General features: G+C 66.5%; 9 protein-coding genes. 6 read left to right on the top strand and 3 right to left on the bottom strand.

The genetic code is table 11. The features are described 5' to 3' along the window. Nucleotides 1-4: 4 nt before the first annotated feature. Together CKO23_RS12535 and CKO23_RS12540 are read left to right on the top strand one after the other, a co-directional pair. A complete protein-coding gene (locus CKO23_RS12535; RefSeq protein WP_200331612.1) occupies nucleotides 5-433 on the top strand; it encodes a gamma-glutamylcyclotransferase family protein in 429 nt (142 codons plus the stop codon). A gap of 245 nt (nucleotides 434-678) precedes the next feature. Beyond that, on the top strand, nucleotides 679-1,140 hold the full coding sequence (locus CKO23_RS12540; protein WP_200331614.1) for an OsmC family protein: 462 nt from the start codon (nucleotides 679-681) through the stop codon (nucleotides 1,138-1,140). A 125-nt stretch (nucleotides 1,141-1,265) separates the two neighbouring features. Here CKO23_RS12540 and CKO23_RS12545 read toward each other — a convergent pair whose 3' ends face one another. Then, complete coding sequence (locus CKO23_RS12545; protein WP_200331616.1) at nucleotides 1,266-2,594, bottom strand: ABC1 kinase family protein; 1,329 nt, start codon at nucleotides 2,592-2,594, stop codon at nucleotides 1,266-1,268. A gap of 253 nt (nucleotides 2,595-2,847) precedes the next feature. On the opposite strand from CKO23_RS12545, the gene recC reads away from it, so the two are divergent. The 4 genes from recC to CKO23_RS12565 all read left to right on the top strand — a co-directional run bounded on the left by recC (nucleotide 2,848) and on the right by CKO23_RS12565 (nucleotide 14,431). Then, complete coding sequence (gene recC, locus CKO23_RS12550; RefSeq protein ID WP_200331641.1) at nucleotides 2,848-6,480, top strand: exodeoxyribonuclease V subunit gamma; 3,633 nt, start codon at nucleotides 2,848-2,850, stop codon at nucleotides 6,478-6,480. After that, nucleotides 6,477-10,223 carry an exodeoxyribonuclease V subunit beta gene (gene recB / locus CKO23_RS12555; RefSeq protein ID WP_200331618.1) on the top strand — a complete coding sequence of 1,249 codons (3,747 nt, stop codon included), beginning with the start codon at nucleotides 6,477-6,479 and terminating at the stop codon, nucleotides 10,221-10,223. The genes recC and recB overlap by 4 nt, the downstream gene beginning before the upstream one ends. Then, the gene (recD, locus tag CKO23_RS12560) at nucleotides 10,220-12,301 is read left to right on the top strand and encodes an exodeoxyribonuclease V subunit alpha (RefSeq protein WP_200331620.1); all 2,082 of its coding nucleotides are present in this window, start codon (nucleotides 10,220-10,222) and stop codon (nucleotides 12,299-12,301) included. Before recB ends, recD begins: the two co-directional genes overlap by 4 nt. A gap of 1,560 nt (nucleotides 12,302-13,861) precedes the next feature. After that, nucleotides 13,862-14,431, top strand: a complete 570-nt coding sequence (locus CKO23_RS12565) for a DUF4351 domain-containing protein (protein ID WP_346014605.1) — start codon at nucleotides 13,862-13,864, stop codon at nucleotides 14,429-14,431. Between the two features lie 91 nt (nucleotides 14,432-14,522). On the opposite strand, the gene CKO23_RS12570 is transcribed toward CKO23_RS12565, so the two are convergent. Then, nucleotides 14,523-14,960, bottom strand: a complete 438-nt coding sequence (locus CKO23_RS12570; RefSeq protein ID WP_200331622.1) for a bacteriohemerythrin — start codon at nucleotides 14,958-14,960, stop codon at nucleotides 14,523-14,525. Between the two features lie 119 nt (nucleotides 14,961-15,079). Next, nucleotides 15,080-15,523 carry a tRNA (N6-threonylcarbamoyladenosine(37)-N6)-methyltransferase TrmO gene (gene tsaA, locus CKO23_RS12575; RefSeq protein WP_242482407.1) on the bottom strand — a complete coding sequence of 148 codons (444 nt, stop codon included), beginning with the start codon at nucleotides 15,521-15,523 and terminating at the stop codon, nucleotides 15,080-15,082. Nucleotides 15,524-15,532: the final 9 nt, after the last annotated feature.

Consider the following 15,532-nt stretch of genomic DNA (forward strand, 5'->3'; position numbering starts at 1 on the left):
ACGGATGCGTCAGCGGGTTTTCGTCTATGGCACCTTGCTGCGGGGAGAGGTCAACCATCACCTCCTGGAGGGTGCCGAGCGGCTTGGCGAGTTCCGCACCCTGCCTTGCTACAGGCTCTTCCTGCTCGGCGCTTATCCGGGCTTGATCAGGGGCGGTCGCAGCAGGATCGTCGGAGAGGTGTATGCGGTGGACAGCGCCTGCTTGCGCGGGCTGGATCGGCTCGAGGAGTATCCCGCGCTCTATGATCGGCAGCACATCCAGACGCCGTACGGGCGTGCCTGGATCTATGTCTACCGCGGCGGGCTGGACGGGCGTCCAGTCATTCGCGGCGGCGACTGGCGCGCCTTCGCCGCGGATCCCGCGTCGCTGCGCGCGGCGGGTGTGCGTGCCGCTCGCGATGCCAAGACCTACGCCTGGGGTCGCGCGGCTTGAGCCGACGGCTGGGCGGTGGTCGCCGCCCCTGGATGCATGGGAGCGATGCAGGAGATCGATCGGATGCCCGATGCGCGCTCAGGCAGCCTTATCATCCGCGCACCAGTCCATCATTCGAGGCGGGTCATCGATGGGTTCTGCCTCGATTCCAGCAGACGTCTGCGCGATTTCATGCCGATGGCCGTCCGCCGAGGCGGCACGCTGACGCATTCTCGACCGACAGATGACAGCAACCGGGAGACAGCATGTCCGAAGAAGGCCGTTTCACGATTCACCTGGAGCAGCAGGAAGGCTTCCAGATCAATGTGGCGTTCGACTGGAAGCGGGCGGCGGACCTGCTCATGGACGAGCCGCCGCCGCTCGGCGAGCAGCAGGGGCCCAACGCCTCGCGTGTGCTGGCCGCCGCCGCCGCCAACTGCCTGGGCGCCAGTCTCCTCTACTGCGTCTTCAAGGAAGAGCCGCCGGAGAATTGTCTCAAGGCCGAGGCCACCTGCATCATGATTCGCAACGAGCGCAAGCGCCTGCGCATCGGCGGTCTGGAGATTCGGCTTATCCTTGCCGATGTCGTCAAGGAGTCCGCCCGCTTCGCACGCTGCAAGACGCTCTTCGAGGACTTCTGCGTGGTGTCGGCCAGCATTCGGCAGGGTGTCCCGATGAAGGTGACGGTGGTCGATCAGGCGGGCGATATACTCCACAGCTCCGAGTAGCCGGGGTGTCGAGAGCTCGGGCAGGGCGCGGTCATGGATCCCGCCGCGCCCCTTGCACGGCCGAGGAGCAGGGCTTCAAGGGGCTGGATGACCGCGCTTTGGCCACCCGGTGCGCGGGAACCGACTCAGATGCACTCCCGCGCGATCTCGGAGAGCTCGACCCGCGCGCGCAGGCGCCGCGACAGCATGAAGGAGCCCATGAACTTGCGGTGCAGGAACATGGTCTCGGGGTCCGGCGCGGTGGTGAAGACGCCGGAGTGGAACAGGTCCCGGCCGCTGTGGTACACGCGCTCGAAGAGGTCCGAGGTGCCGAAGTTGTAGTGCCCCGGATGTTTCAACGGCTCCGACGCCATCTGCAGCAGATCCATCATGGCTTCGACGTGCTGCTTCGGATCGGTCTCCCCGACATAGCCGAGCCCGACGCAGGCGGCGCGCACCCCGTCGCGGTCCTCCGCGATCGCGGACCGCGCAAGGTTGCGGAACTGCGCCACCAACTCGGGTGAGACGGGCTTGGTCGCACCGAAGTCCAGGAGGACGATACGGCCGCTGTCCGCGTCATAGAGATAATTCGCGAAGTTCGGATCCGTCTGCACCAGGCTCAGCTCGAACAGCTCGCGCAGCGTCAGCCGCATCAAGAGGGTGGCGGCCCGGTCGCGCTCGGCGCTGCGGTAGTCCGGTCCGGCGAGCTGATCGATGGGGACGCCATCGGCGAAATCCATCGCCAGGATGCTGGGTGTCGTCAGGTCGCGGTGAACGCCCGGGATGACGAAGTCCGCGTCGTTGCCGAGCCGGTCGCGATAGGCATCCATGGCGTCCGCCTCCGCGGCATAGTCGGCCTCGCGGTGGAGTTGCCGACGGGCTTCGTCCAGGAATGGGGCGATGTCGATGCCCTTGGGCGCCATGCCGAGCGAGCGCCCGAGAAAGGCCAGATTGTCGATGTCGCTGTCGATGCTCTCGCGCACGCCGGGGAACTGGATCTTGAGCGCCAGCCGGCGCCCGTCCTTCGTCTCCGCCCGGTGCACCTGTCCGATGGAGGCCGAGGCGATGGGTGTGAGTTCGAAGCGCTTGAACCGCCTGTTCCAGTCCGTGCCGTACGCGTTCTCCAGCACGCGGGAGAGCTGGCTCAAGGGCATGGGCTCCGAGCGGTCTCTGAGCGCGGACATGATCTCGGCCGCCTCGGGCGTGAAGATGTCCGAGCCGTCCATGGACATCAGCTGCCCCATCTTCATCACCGCGCCGCGCATGCGCGCCAGACGCTCGGTAAAGCGCCGCGTATGCTCCGGCGAGAGCTGGATCCGCGCCGGTTGCCCGCCGTTGCGGGTGCGGGCGATCTCGATGAGGCCCTTGAAGCCGACGCCCGCGGCCAGGTCGCCGGTGGCACGCCCAAGGTGCCAGAGGCGGCTCAGTCGATTGCTGGGAACGGCGGTGCCGCGTGAGTCGGACTTCTGGGTCATGGGGGTTCCTTCCGGTTGCGGGGGCTTGGATCAAGGGGCAGTGGGTAAAATGACAAGTGGGCAAATTGGTGACGATCGCTTACGACTGCAAGTCGGGGCAGTCTGTTGAATCAGGATCCGATGAATCAGGACCCGATGAGCTCGGGGTTCGCCGCCGACCCGTCCTGGAACGGGTCTGAAACGCATCGATAGCCAGGAGATCACCGTGGTCGACCGACACTCCGATCCAACGCGGGGCTGGCCCACCGGCTTTATGCTCATCCAGGGCAATCGGCTGGAGGATCTGCGTAGCCTCATGGTCACCTGGATGCGGCGCTATCCGCTGGCGCCGCTGGAGGATGAGTTGATCCTGGTCCAGAGCAACGGCATCGCCCAATGGCTCAAGCTGGCCCTGGCCGCGAACCCCGGTGAGAACCCGGATGGCGGGGATCTGGGCGGAGGCTGCGGGATCGCCGCCGCCATGCAGGTGATGCTCCCGGCGCGCTTCATCTGGCAGGCCTATCGCGACGTGTTGGGCGACCTGCCGGAAAGCTCGCCGTTCGACAAGGCGCCGCTGACCTGGCGGCTGTTTCGGCTGTTGGGCGCGCTCGTCAATCAGGCGCCCGATCTCCAGGTTTGTCTGGCGCCGCTGCGCGGATTCCTGGAGGGCGACGACGAGCCCAAGCGCCGCTATCAGCTCGCCGTGCGGCTCGCCGATCTCTTCGACCAGTATCAGGTCTACCGCGCCGACTGGCTGGAAGCCTGGCAGTCGGGCGAGGACGTGCTGATTCGACCCAATGGCCATCGCGAGCCGCTGCCGGATGCGCAGCGCTGGCAGCCGGTCCTGTGGCGCGCCTTGACGGCCGACGTCGCCGCAGAGGTCGCGCCGGACGCCGCCCCGCTCGATCGGGCGAGCCGGGCGGAGGTGCATCGGATTTTCCTGCGCGCGCTGTCCGGCGGGGACTCCGATTCGGCCGAGCTTGCCACCCCCGAGCTTCCACGCCGGGTCATCGTCTTCGGCATCTCCTCCCTCCCGCACCAGATGCTGGAGGTGCTGGAGGCCGTCGCCGGCCGATCACAGGTGATGCTCTTCGTCCTCAATCCCAGCCAGCACTACTGGGGCGACATCATCGAGGGCCGCGAACTGTTTCGGCAGCGCTATCGCCGCACGGCGGACCGCAAGGTTCCGGAGGCGCTGGACGAGACCCAGTGGCACCTGCACGGCCACCCGCTGCTGGCGGCCTGGGGCAAGCAGGGCCGCGACTATATCCGCCTGCTCGACGAGCACGATCAGCGTGAGCGCTACGAAGGCCACTTCCAGTCCCAAGCGCTGTCGATCGACCTCTTCGACTCCCCCGGCGCCCAGACCCTGCTGCAACAGCTCCAGGATGACATCCTCGAACTGCGCCCGCTGCACGAGCGCCAGGCGCTCGGCGCCCGCATCGACCCCGGCCGGGATCGCAGCCTCGCCTTTCTGGTCGCCCACAGCCCGCAGCGCGAGATCGAGATCCTGCACGATCAGCTGCTGGATGCCTTCGCGCAGTCGGCCAACCAGGGCAGGCCGCTGCAGCCGCGCGACGTCCTGGTGATGGTGCCGGACATCGACGTCTACGCCCCGCATATCCAAGCCGTCTTTGGGCGGCTCGGCCCCGAGGACCCGCGCCATCTCCCCTTCAATGTCTCGGACCAGGGCCAGCGTCGGCGCAACCCGCTGCTGATCGGACTGGAAACCCTGCTGGGTCTACCGCGCGCCCGCTTCGCGGTCAGCGAGCTGCTCGACCTGCTGGACATCCCCGCCTTGCGCGAGCGTTTCGGCATCGGCGAGCCGGACCTGCCCCGGCTGCGCGGGTGGATCTCCGGGGCCAACATCCGTTGGGGGCTGGACGCCAGGCAGCGGGCCGCCCTCGGGCTCCCGGACGGCCTGGAGCAGTGCACCTGGCGCTTCGGCCTGCGGCGCATGCTGCTCGGGTTCGCGACCGGCGGCGCCGGGGCCTGGCGGGGTGTCGAGCCCTACGACGAGATCGGCGGGCTGGAGGCCGCCTTGGTCGGCCCGCTGGTCCAGCTTCTGGAGATGCTCGACCGCTCTTTGCAGGCGCTGCAGTCGCCCCGGACGCCGGGCGACTGGGCGGCGCTGATCTCACAGCTCATGGCGGACGCCTTCAGCGAGGTGAGCGAGACCGACGGTCTGGCCGTCGCCCAGGTCGAGCAGGCGCTGGAGCAATGGGCGGCGGACTGCCGCCACGGCGGGCTGGATGACGAAGACCTGCCGCTGGACGTCGTGCGGGACGCGCTGCTCGCCGCACTCGACCAGCCGACCCTCACCCAACGCTTCCTGGCCGGCTCGGTGAACTTCGCGACCCTGATGCCGATGCGCGCCATTCCCTTCCGTCAGATCTGGCTGCTCGGCATGAGCGATGGCGACTACCCGCGCAGCCGTCGTCCGCCCGACTTCGATCTCATGGCGGGCGACTACCGTCCGGGCGACCGCTCGCGCCGCGAAGACGACCGCTACCTCTTCCTGGAGGCCCTGCTCTCGGCGCGCGAGCGGCTGGTCATCAGCTGGGTGGGGCGCGGCATTCGCGACAACAGCCCGCGCCCGCCCTCCGTGCTCGTCGGCCAGCTGCGGGACCACATCGCCGCCGGCTGGCAGGCCGAAGAGGAGGGGACGTCCCTGCTCGACGCCTTGACCACGGAGCATCCGCTGCAACCCTTCAGCCCCCACTATTTCACGCCCGAGCAGCGTCCTCAGCTCTTCACCTATGCCGCCGAATGGCGCAGCGTCCACGACCTGGCAGCTCAACCAGACCCGCCGCAGGCCCTTTCGGTCTGGATGCCGGAGGGGCCGATTGGTCTCAAGTCGCTCCTGAACGTCCTCAAGTCCCCCGTCGATGCCTTCTTCAACGAGCGTCTGCGCATCCCCTCGCCGGAGGACACCGTGGGTCTGGCGGATGTCGAGACCTTCGCGCTGGACGGGCTCGGCACCTGGCAGCTCAAGGACGAGCTGATGGCGCAGGCGTTCGAGCCAGATCTGAGTGACGAAGCGCTGGAAGCGCGCTTGCGCGCCGGTATCCAGCGCTTCCAGGCCCAGGGCCGGCTCCTGGAGGGGAGCTTCGGCGAGCTGATGGGGGACGGGCTCATCGAGACCCTGCCCGAGCTTTACGCGTCTTGGGTGCGCGCCCTCGCGCGATGGCCGCGCCCATTGGAGCGACCGATCCTGGTCCAACTCCAGGTCCAGTTGCCCGACGGCCGCCTGCTGAATCTGGAGGAGAGCATCGCCGGGCTGCGCGAGGGTGACGACGGCCGCGGTCAGGTGCTGCTGCAAACCAGCGGCCTGACCAAGAACCGCAGGTACCAGTGGCGCAATGCCATCCGGCCCTGGCTGGTGCATCTGGCGGCCCAGCTCGGCGGTGAACCTGTGACCACCAGCCTGCTCACGCCCTCGGGCGAGGCGTCGTTCGCGCCCCTGCCAGCCGAGGCGGCGCGGGCCGCGCTGGAGGCGCTGCTGCTCGCATGGTGGCGGGGCATGCAGGCGCCCGTCCCGGTCGGCTTGAATGCCGCCATGGCCTGGCTCGACTGCGACGGGCCGAGCGCGATCCGGGATCAGGATGCGGATCTCGCCAAGGCATGGGACAAGGCCAGCAGCGCTTTCGAGCGAGACCTGCAATACAGCGCCTACCTGGGCCGCTGTTATGAGAGCTTCGATGACTTGTGGGCGCCCGCCCGTGGGAGCGCCGCCCCGGCGCGACCGGCCTCGGCCGCAACCGTCGCGGCGGGGCGCCGCTCCCACCCTGGAGGCTCGGAGCCAGAACCCCTCGGGGATTTCGCCAACTGGACCCACAGGCTCTACGCCCAACTCCACGCCGCGCTGCACGCGGCCGTCAAGGCACAGGGAGGGCGCGGCGAATGACCACCCCGATTCAGCGTCTCGAACCGCTGCGCTTTCCGCTCCAGGGCTCGCGCCTCATCGAGGCCAGTGCCGGCACGGGCAAGACCTTCACCCTGGCCATGCTCTATCTGCGGCTGATCCTCCAGCACGGCGAAGGCCATGCCTTCCATCACGCCCTGCTGCCGCCTGAGATCCTGGTCGTGACCTTCACCAATGCCGCGACCGACGAGCTGCGCGACCGCATCCGCCGGCGCCTGGTCGAGGCCGCGGCCGTCTTTCGCGGCCAGGTCGCGGACGCGGATGCCGACCCCCTGCTGCTCCAGCTGCGCGACGAGCTGGGCGCCGAGGCGACGACACGCGGCGCGCGCCAGCTCGAATGCGCCGCGGAGTGGATGGACGAGGCCGCCATCTCCACCATCCACGCCTGGTGCTACCGCATGCTGCGCGAGCATGCCTTCGACAGTGGCAACGCCTTCGATCAGCAGCTCGAAAACAGCGATGGTGACCTGCTGCAACAGGCGACGGAGGACTACTGGCGTAGCTTCTATCTGAACATGGGTCGGGACGACCTGGCGCTGGTGCGGGGCTACTGGAAGACGCCTGTCGATCTGGTCGAGGCCCTGCGGCGCCTGCTCCCCTATGCCGACCGCCTGCCGCAGGCGGACCCGCCGGAGACGGGCATTCGCGACTGCCGGGCCGCGAAAGACAGCCGCGTCCAAGCGCTCAAGACACAATGGTCGCAGCAGGCGCACGCGGACGCGCTGGAGCAACTCTTCGATCAGGCCGCCGCAGCCAAGGCGTTCAAGCAGAGCAGCCTCAATCGCGGTCATCGCGCGGGCGTGCTGCAGGGGCTGCGGCAATGGATGGCGTCGCCGGAGCAGGTCGCGCCCGACTTCTTTGACAAGTCCGGCAAGTCCTGGCGGCGCATGTCTTCGCTCGACATCGCCGAGATCTGGATCGACCCGGCCACGGCCCCGGCCGAGCATCCCGCCTGCCGCGCGCTGACGAAGCTCCATGCGCAGCTGGACGATCTCCCCGAGCCTTATGCCGAGCTGCTGACTCACGCGGTCCACTGGGTCAAGTCGCGTCTGGAGACGGAGAAGCGGCGTCAGGCCCTTTTGACTCAGAATGACCTCCTGATTCGGCTCGATCAGGCGCTTTGTTCGGAGCGCGGCGAACGGCTCGCGGACTCGATCCGCCGGCAATTCCCGGTCGCCCTGGTCGATGAGTTCCAAGACACGGATCCGCTCCAGTACCGCATCTTCGACAGCATCTATCGGGTCCGTGACGCGGATCCGCAGACCGGTTTCTTCATGATCGGCGACCCCAAGCAGGCCATCTATGGGTTCAGGGGCGCGGATATCTACACCTATCTGATCGCGCGCGCGGACACCGAGCAGCGGCACTACACGCTGGACACCAACTACCGCTCCTCCAAGGCCCTCATCACGGCGGTCAATGCGCTCTTCCAGCTCGGCGAGCAGGGTGCCGGCCGGGGCGCCTTCCTGTTTCGCCAGGGCGACGACAACCCGGTGCCCTTTTTCGCCGTGCAACCGCGTAAGGACGCCCAAGGCACGCTCCTCCTCGACGGTCAGCCCTGCGCGCCGCTCCAGGTCTGGCTGGTCGAGGACGACATCGGCAAAGGACACTACGGCGAGCTGATGGCGGAGGTCGCCGCCAGGGAGATCGCGCGGCTGCTCCGGCAGGGGCAGGAGGACCGCGCCCGTCTGCCCGACGGCGAAGGCGGGGAGCGCCGCCTGCGCCCGAGCGACCTCGCCGTCCTGGTCAACAATCGCGGCGAGGCGGACCGGGTGCGCGGTCAGCTCGCCCGACTGGGTGTGGCGAGCGTCTATCTCTCCGAACGCAGCAATGTGTTCGCGACCGCCGTCGCCGGCGAACTGGTCATCCTGCTGCGGGCCATCGCCAATCCGCTGAACGAGTGGCTGCTGCGGCAGGCCCTGGCGACCCGGCTACTGGGATTGACCCTGGCGGAGCTGGACCGTCTCAATTGCGATGAACTCTATTGGGAGGAGCAGGGCGAGCTGTTCCGCACCTATCAGGCGCTGTGGCGGCGTCAAGGGGCCTTGCCGCTGCTCTACCGCCTGCTCGCGGACTTCCAGGTGGCCGCTCGCCTGCTGCGCGCCCCGGGTGGGGAGCGCGAACTGACAGACCTGCTGCACCTGGGTGAGCTGCTGCAGTCGGCCAGCGAACAGCTGGATGGCGAGCTGGCCCTGCTGCGCTATCTGGAGGAGTCCCGTGCCGCGGCGGACGAGGAGGCGCCCGAGGCCCAGCAACTGCGTCTGGAGAGCGACGAGCATCTGGTCCGGGTCGTGACCATCCACAAGTCCAAGGGGCTGGAGTATCCCCTGGTGTTCCTGCCCTTCATCGCCAACTCCCGCGCCGCCAAGGCCGGCGATCTGCCGCTGAAGACGCACGACGCGGACAAGCGTTTGCAGATCCACCTCGGCGGGGACGATGCCATCCTCGCGCAGGCGGACGAGGAGCGTCTGGGCGAGGACTTGCGCAAACTCTACGTCGCCCTGACGCGGGCGCGCTATGCCAATTGGCTGGGGCTCGCGCCCGCGCCCAACTTCGCTGGCTCCGCGCTGGCCTATCTGTTGAACTCCGACGGTTCCGATCTGGGCGCCCGCGTGCGCGGGCTGTCCTGCCTCAGCGTCATCGACCTGCCGCAGGTCGACCCCGATCCCTATGAGGCTGATGTCCCGCAGGTGCTCGCGACCGCCCGCGCGGCGCCCGAGCTGCATCGCGCGCCCTGGTGGATCACCAGCTACTCCGCCCTGACACGTGAGACCCTGCCGTCGCGCAGCCTTGACGCCGAGGGGCTGGCGCCGGCGGACGTGCCCTCGGCGGACACGGCGGTTCAGGAGACCACCTTCGAAGAGACGGCCGCATCGCCGCCCGCGACCGGTGCTGTCCAGCTCTACCCGGACAAGCATTTGCATGCGCTGCCGCGCGGCAGCCGCTACGGGACCTTCCTGCACGGCATCCTGGAATGGGCCGCCACGCCGGTCGCGACAGACGCCGCGGGCCGGCGCCTGCGTGGCTTCGCCGCCGCCGTGCAGGCGCGCGCCCTGAGGCGCGAGATGCTTGGACAACGCTGCAACCTGCGTCGACTGACCGAGTGGATCGATCCGCTGGACGCCTGGCTGGAGGATTTCCTGACACGCGAGTGGATCCTGCACGGCCTCGCCGGCGACGGCGGCAGCGCAACCAGGCTGGCGCTGCGCGACCTGCCGCCCGAGCGTGTCCAGGTCGAGATGGAGTTCTGGCTGGAGAGTCGCGCCGTGGATCTGGGTGCCTTGGATCGGCTCGTCCAGCAGCATGTCCTGGTCGGACAGCCGAGGCCGCTGCTCGGCGGGCATCACATCAACGGCATGCTCAAGGGGTTCATCGACCTCGTCTTCGAGCACGATGGCCGATTCTATGTCGTGGACTGGAAGTCGAACTGGCTAGGGCCGGAGGACGCCGCCTACAGCCAGGAGGCGATGCGCGCCGCCATGCTGCATGCGCGCTATGAACTGCAGTACGTCCTCTACCTGCTCGCCTTGCACCGCCAGCTCAAGGCGCGCCTGCCGGACTATGACTATGACCGACACATCGGCGGCGCCGTCTACGTCTTTCTGCGCGGCGGCTATGCCGAGAGCCAGGGGCTCTTCATGGACAAGCCCCCACGGATTCTGATCGAGGCGCTGGACAGGATGTTCGCGGGCGCCTCTCGTGGCGCGGAGGAGGGCGCGCGATGAAGACCTTAGCCGCGAACGCGCTCCTGACCCGCCTGCGGCCCTGGGTGGATGCCGGCGCCCTGCGTCCGCTCGATCTGGCCCTAACCGCCTTCATCCATGAGCAGGCTCCGGAAGCGGACGCCGCCGTGCTCCTCGCCGTCGCCCTGGTGAGCGAGCGCAATGGCCACGGGCATGTCTGTCTCGACCTCGCGGCCGCCCTGGCCCATCCGGACGACCTGCTCACCCGGTTGCGCGACGACGCCATGTTCAGCCCCCAGGTGCGTTCCGAACTCGTCGGCTTGCTCGCCGGATGGACGGCCCAGGATTGGGCGCAGCGCCTGACGCAGAGCCCCGCCGTGACGAATCTGCAAGACCTGGAGCAGGGCGGCGAGGCGGATCCGCCGAATCCCGTCACGCCCCTGGTTCTGGCCGGCAGCTGCGAGCGTCCATTGCTGTATCTCTCTCGCTACTGGCGCTACGAAACCCGGATCCGGCAGGGCATCGCGGAGCGGCTTCGCCGGCCCGTCACAATGCCCGAAGACGCGCTGCGCCGACTGCTGGCCCTGGTCTTCGGCCAGGAGGCCGACGCAGACAGCTGGCAACAGGTGGCCTGCGCGCTCGCCGCGCGCAGCGCCTTCGCCATCATCACGGGCGGACCGGGCACCGGCAAGACGACCACCGTCGTGCGCCTGCTCGCCGTGCTGCAGGGGCTGGCCTTGGGGCGTGGCGAGCCCGCGCTGCGCATCCGTCTGGCCGCGCCGACCGGCAAGGCCGCCGCCCGCCTGAACGAGTCCATCGCCGCGCGCGTCGCGAGTCTGCCCTTCGGCGCGCTGCCGCAGGGCGAGCAGATGCGCGGCCAGATCCCGACCGAGGTGACCACGCTCCATCGTCTGCTCGGCCCCATCCCGGACAGCCGACACTTCCGCCACCATGCCGACAATCCGCTGACCGCGGACCTGGTCGTGGTCGACGAGGCCTCCATGGTCGATGTGGAGATGATGGCCAATCTGCTCGATGCCCTGCGGCCGGATGCCCGGCTCATCCTGCTGGGCGACAAGGACCAGCTTGCCTCCGTCGAGGCCGGCGCCGTGCTGGGGGATCTCTGCCAGCGCGCGCGCGGCGGCCACTACCGGCCGGAGACCTGCGCCTGGCTGGAGCGCGTGACCGGCGAGCGCATCGACGCGGAGCTGACGGACCCCGAGGGTCGAGCGCTGGATCAGTGCATCGCCATGCTGCGCAGGAGCTATCGGTTCCGGCCGGAGGGTGGCATCGGCGCCCTGGCGCAGGTGGTCAACGAGGGCGTATTGGACCGCCAGGTCGTCATGGACAGATTCGGCGCGGCGCTTCAGCTGCTCAACCCTCGCGGCAGGGCAAAGCAGGACGCCTCGCTTGGCAGGATCCAGGCCGTCCCTTTGCGTGGCGAGCAGGATCCAGCGCTCGACGACCTCCTGCGGGAAGGCTATCGCGGCTATCTGGAGGTGATGGTCAGCCGCGATCCTGGCGACGCCGCCGACCAGGTGGCGCTGGACGACTGGGCGCGGGCGGTACTGGATGCCCATGGCCGCTTCCAGCTGCTCACGGCCCTACGCCGGGGTCCATGGGGCGTGGAAGGACTGAATGCCCGGGCGCTCGACATCCTCGTCGGTCCGCCCGAGGGTCGCGGCCAGTGGTTTCCCGGTCGGCCCGTGCTCGTCACGCGCAATGACTACGGGCTGAGGCTGATGAACGGCGACATCGGTCTCACCCTGGCGGTGCCCGTTCGCCGCGACGGCGGTGCGCCGCAGCGTGTGCTGCGCGTCGCCTTCCCGACCGGCGACGGCTCGGGCGGCATCCGCTGGCTGCTGCCGAGCCGGCTGCAGGCGGCGGAGACCGTCTTCGCCATGACCGTGCACAAATCGCAAGGGTCGGAGTTCGCGCACACCGCGCTGGTGCTGCCGGACGCACCCAACCCCGTGCTGACGCGCGAGCTGGTCTACACGGCCATCACGCGCTCCAAGGAGACCTTCACCCTGCTCTATAGCCGCGATGATGTGTTGCGGGATGCGCTCGAACGGCAGGTGCGGCGGATGAGCGGCATTGCTGGCAGTCTGGCGACCTGACGCCCCATGGCCTCGCTCGAAGATGTCGTGGGCTGGAATGCCATTGGACAATGCCAAGAACTGCTCAAGCCGGTCAGTGTTGGTGATCATCCAATCTCCGCATCGCGTTAGGATCGGGCTTCGGAAGGTGCGCGATGCGTACTCTATCTATTCGACCTTACTACATACCTTTTGTCGCGCTCGATTTGGCACTGGCCTTGGTGCTTGCGGTGGGCATAAACAGCATCCAACACAAGAAACCGAGCGCCGTGGAACCTCTGCCATGGACGAAGCTCTTCACAATGGCCTGCGTCGATCATCTTTCCGGCCAGTAGTCTTCTGTAGTTGTTGGTGGTGGACAAGCGCAGCGCAGTCCACCAACAACAGCGCGGGATTTCGGTGGACTTCGCTCTCGCTCGTCCACCCTACTGGTCCAACTGATGACCAAGACGCAATGGCACTGTTCACGTGATCAAGAAACTAGCCCGAACTCCGATGCCTGGGTGTCGGTCTGCACATCGCTTTGGGAGCTAAGCCTTCGACGAGATGTGCCGACCATAGCGAAAGCAAATGAAACCAAGTAAACGGAGTCAACTCCTGACGAGGTACGCATTCCCTCGACTCTGGTCGTCGCTATGATGAGGCGCTGGGGAAAGAAGAACGAATGAGCGAGCCCAAGCGCGCCGAAGGCGGATCACCTGTCGGGGAGGGGGCGTAGGTGAGCAATGACTGGCGGTCACCTGACCCCTACCTGGCTTGTGCAGCTAGATACGCTGTTCCTGGAACTCCAATCTCTTGTCGGAGTTTTCGGTCAGGTACTCGTTAGTTTCTCTTAACAAGGCTATCAGCAGTCGATGCCGATATCACACGCCCACTTCTCGACAAGGAAGCAGGAAAACTCTTGGTAGAGGCTGCAGCAGTTCCCGTTGTAGCTGCAGTTCCAAGACTCACACTCCATTACGCCCGAGCCGCCCCCTACGTCTTCGCAGTGAGTATGGATTGAGTGAGTTTCTTCGTCGTCACCAGCGCTCTTGAGCGTTTTGTTCCGCGCTGCGCTGCTGGGGTAAAACTGTTGGAAATGGCGTTCGACGTTTTGGTCACTTATCGAGCTTTGCTTCGACTCAGCCGCGGCGTATCCGGCAAAGAGAAATGCCAATAGCAGTACAGACACGATGATATGAGGCCGCATTGTATGTATCCTCGATGGAGTTTCGCAAAACAGGGAGACTCTATATGCGTTTCAGTCAGCTCGTCTCGATCGACCACTAGACCTCCCCTGAGGATACAGTGCGCCGATTTAAAAATGGTGGGTTGAATTGGTCGGTGTGGGAGTATTCCGCCTAGTTTTGTAGCGAACTAGCCCAGCAGTCCGAAATGCGTATAGAGCCAACAGGAAGACCCGTTCCACCCGCACGGAAGCTGACTCTCTATCCGGTCAACAATTACGAGGTAGCTGATCGCAGTTTCAACCACGCCGGTGGACGTCGGCAACCCCAGGGCTTTTGAGGTCATATAGAGAGCTCGCCTTGCGCCTGCCTGGATCTGGCCGAGCTGCTCGATACCCAGCGTGTGGTGCCGGTCGTGATCTTCCTGCGTGCGGCCAGCAGTGTCGCCACCCAACTCCGCCTGGGCGGCGAGCGCCATGTCTATCTCGACTTTCACTATCTGCGTTGCGCGCTGGCCGAGCTGACCTTCGAGGACTACCGCGACAGCGACAACCTGGTCGCCCGTCTGACGCTGCCCAATATGCACTATCCACCCGAGCGCCGGGTTGAGGTCTACGCCCAGGCCGTGCGCGGTCTCACGGCCCTGGAGCCCGACCCCGAGAAACGGCTCAAGTACCTGGATTTCATCGACATCTATGCCGCCCTTGACGATAATGAGCGCAAGCAATATACGCAGGATTACCCCGACGAGGCACAGACCATGAGCCGATTCGCCGAACGTTTTCGTGAAGAAGGCATGCAACAGGGCATGCAACAGGGCATGCAGCAAGGCGAGGCAAGGGTCTTGGTGCGGCAGCTGCGCCTGAGATTCGGTGAGCTACCCGAGGCGGCGCAGGCCCGGATCGCCCAGGCCAACGAGTCTACCCTGCTCGAATGGTCCGAGCGGGTGCTGACCGCGACTTCGCTCGACGAAGTGCTGCACTAGCGAGCGCCACGCTGCTCCAGTCGCGCGTTCAGACACACCTCCTTACATCGGGAGGCAACTTCCGTCCTGACACCGGGCTGGTTGACAGGGCCTACCCGAAGAACTTGCCCAAGGTGCGCTTCAGCCAGCTCTTGTCGAGGACCTTCGCGGCATAGGGCGCGTAGTCGCGGTCATCATTCTTGATGTGGTTGGTGAGCCAGATCTGTAGCTCGGACATGAGCTTGCGCGCCACGTCCTTGCCGCTCTCATGCTGAGCAAGGTATTTGTCGATGTGGGCGACGAAGGCGTCGTGCACGCGTTTGTGCGAAACGGACAGCGGATAGCCAGCCTGTTTCATCATGTCTTCTTCGAAGGCGAAATGGGTGCGGGTGTAGTCCACCAGCCCCATGAGAACCTCGGAGACCTTGTCTCTGTCGTCGCTGAGTCTGGCGACCTCCAGCTCATTGATGTAGTCCACGATGCGTCTGTGTTGACCATCGATGACGTCGATGCCAACGGATAGAGATGAATCCCAAGACCAGTAGCTCATTGTTGCGTATCGATTCTTGGAGAGGGTTTGATGAACCTACCACGCCCGCTCGGCTGGTCCCAAACGGTCGCGGTCGCATTTGTGTTCTGGGTCTCATCTCGGCTCCGGGCGGCCCGCGCTCAGCGTCCGTCGCGGTAGGGCTTGATGTCGATGACGGGGGTGTCGGGGAAGGCATCGATGTCGTCGATGAGGATGACAGTGTCCTGGACCGATAGGACGCGGCAGCGACTCAGGCCGATCAAGTTCGGTCGAACCGGTGCGCGGGTTGCGAACACTCCCTGCAGCGGATTCGCCGGGTTTCCCCTGGGATGTACCTGCAGAATGGCGCGCTGTTCTGGCGAGTCGTTGCGGTCGAGCCAGTAGAGCACCCAGATCGATTCAAGCGCATCCACGCCCAAGAGGGCCTCCCTGTACTCAGGCGCAATCTGCAGGCGCGTCTGCCCGTCCGACTTCCTGACCCAGCCGATGGGCTTGACCTCAAACACCTGCGCGGACGCCGCCGTGGCCAGCGCCAGCAAGACGGCCGTCAGCGCGATGATGTGCCTGCTCCCCATGCCATGCATGTGCGGTCC

This window comes from Thiocystis violacea, from assembly GCF_016583565.1.
Lineage (GTDB): Bacteria > Pseudomonadota > Gammaproteobacteria > Chromatiales > Chromatiaceae > Thiorhodococcus > Thiorhodococcus violaceus_A.

Bases quoted from the DNA above. Each gene is read 5' to 3' on its own strand.
- tsaA (WP_242482407.1), bottom strand. From the start codon at position 15,523: ATGCATGGCATGGGGAGCAGGCACATCATCGCGCTGACGGCCGTCTTG.
- recB (WP_200331618.1), top strand. From the start codon at position 6,477: ATGACCACCCCGATTCAGCGTCTCGAACCGCTGCGCTTTCCGCTCCAG.
- CKO23_RS12570 (WP_200331622.1), bottom strand. From the start codon at position 14,960: ATGAGCTACTGGTCTTGGGATTCATCTCTATCCGTTGGCATCGACGTC.
- CKO23_RS12535 (WP_200331612.1), top strand. From the start codon at position 5: ATGCGTCAGCGGGTTTTCGTCTATGGCACCTTGCTGCGGGGAGAGGTC.
- recC (WP_200331641.1), top strand. From the start codon at position 2,848: ATGCTCATCCAGGGCAATCGGCTGGAGGATCTGCGTAGCCTCATGGTC.
- CKO23_RS12540 (WP_200331614.1), top strand. From the start codon at position 679: ATGTCCGAAGAAGGCCGTTTCACGATTCACCTGGAGCAGCAGGAAGGC.
- CKO23_RS12545 (WP_200331616.1), bottom strand. From the start codon at position 2,594: ATGACCCAGAAGTCCGACTCACGCGGCACCGCCGTTCCCAGCAATCGA.
- recD (WP_200331620.1), top strand. From the start codon at position 10,220: ATGAAGACCTTAGCCGCGAACGCGCTCCTGACCCGCCTGCGGCCCTGG.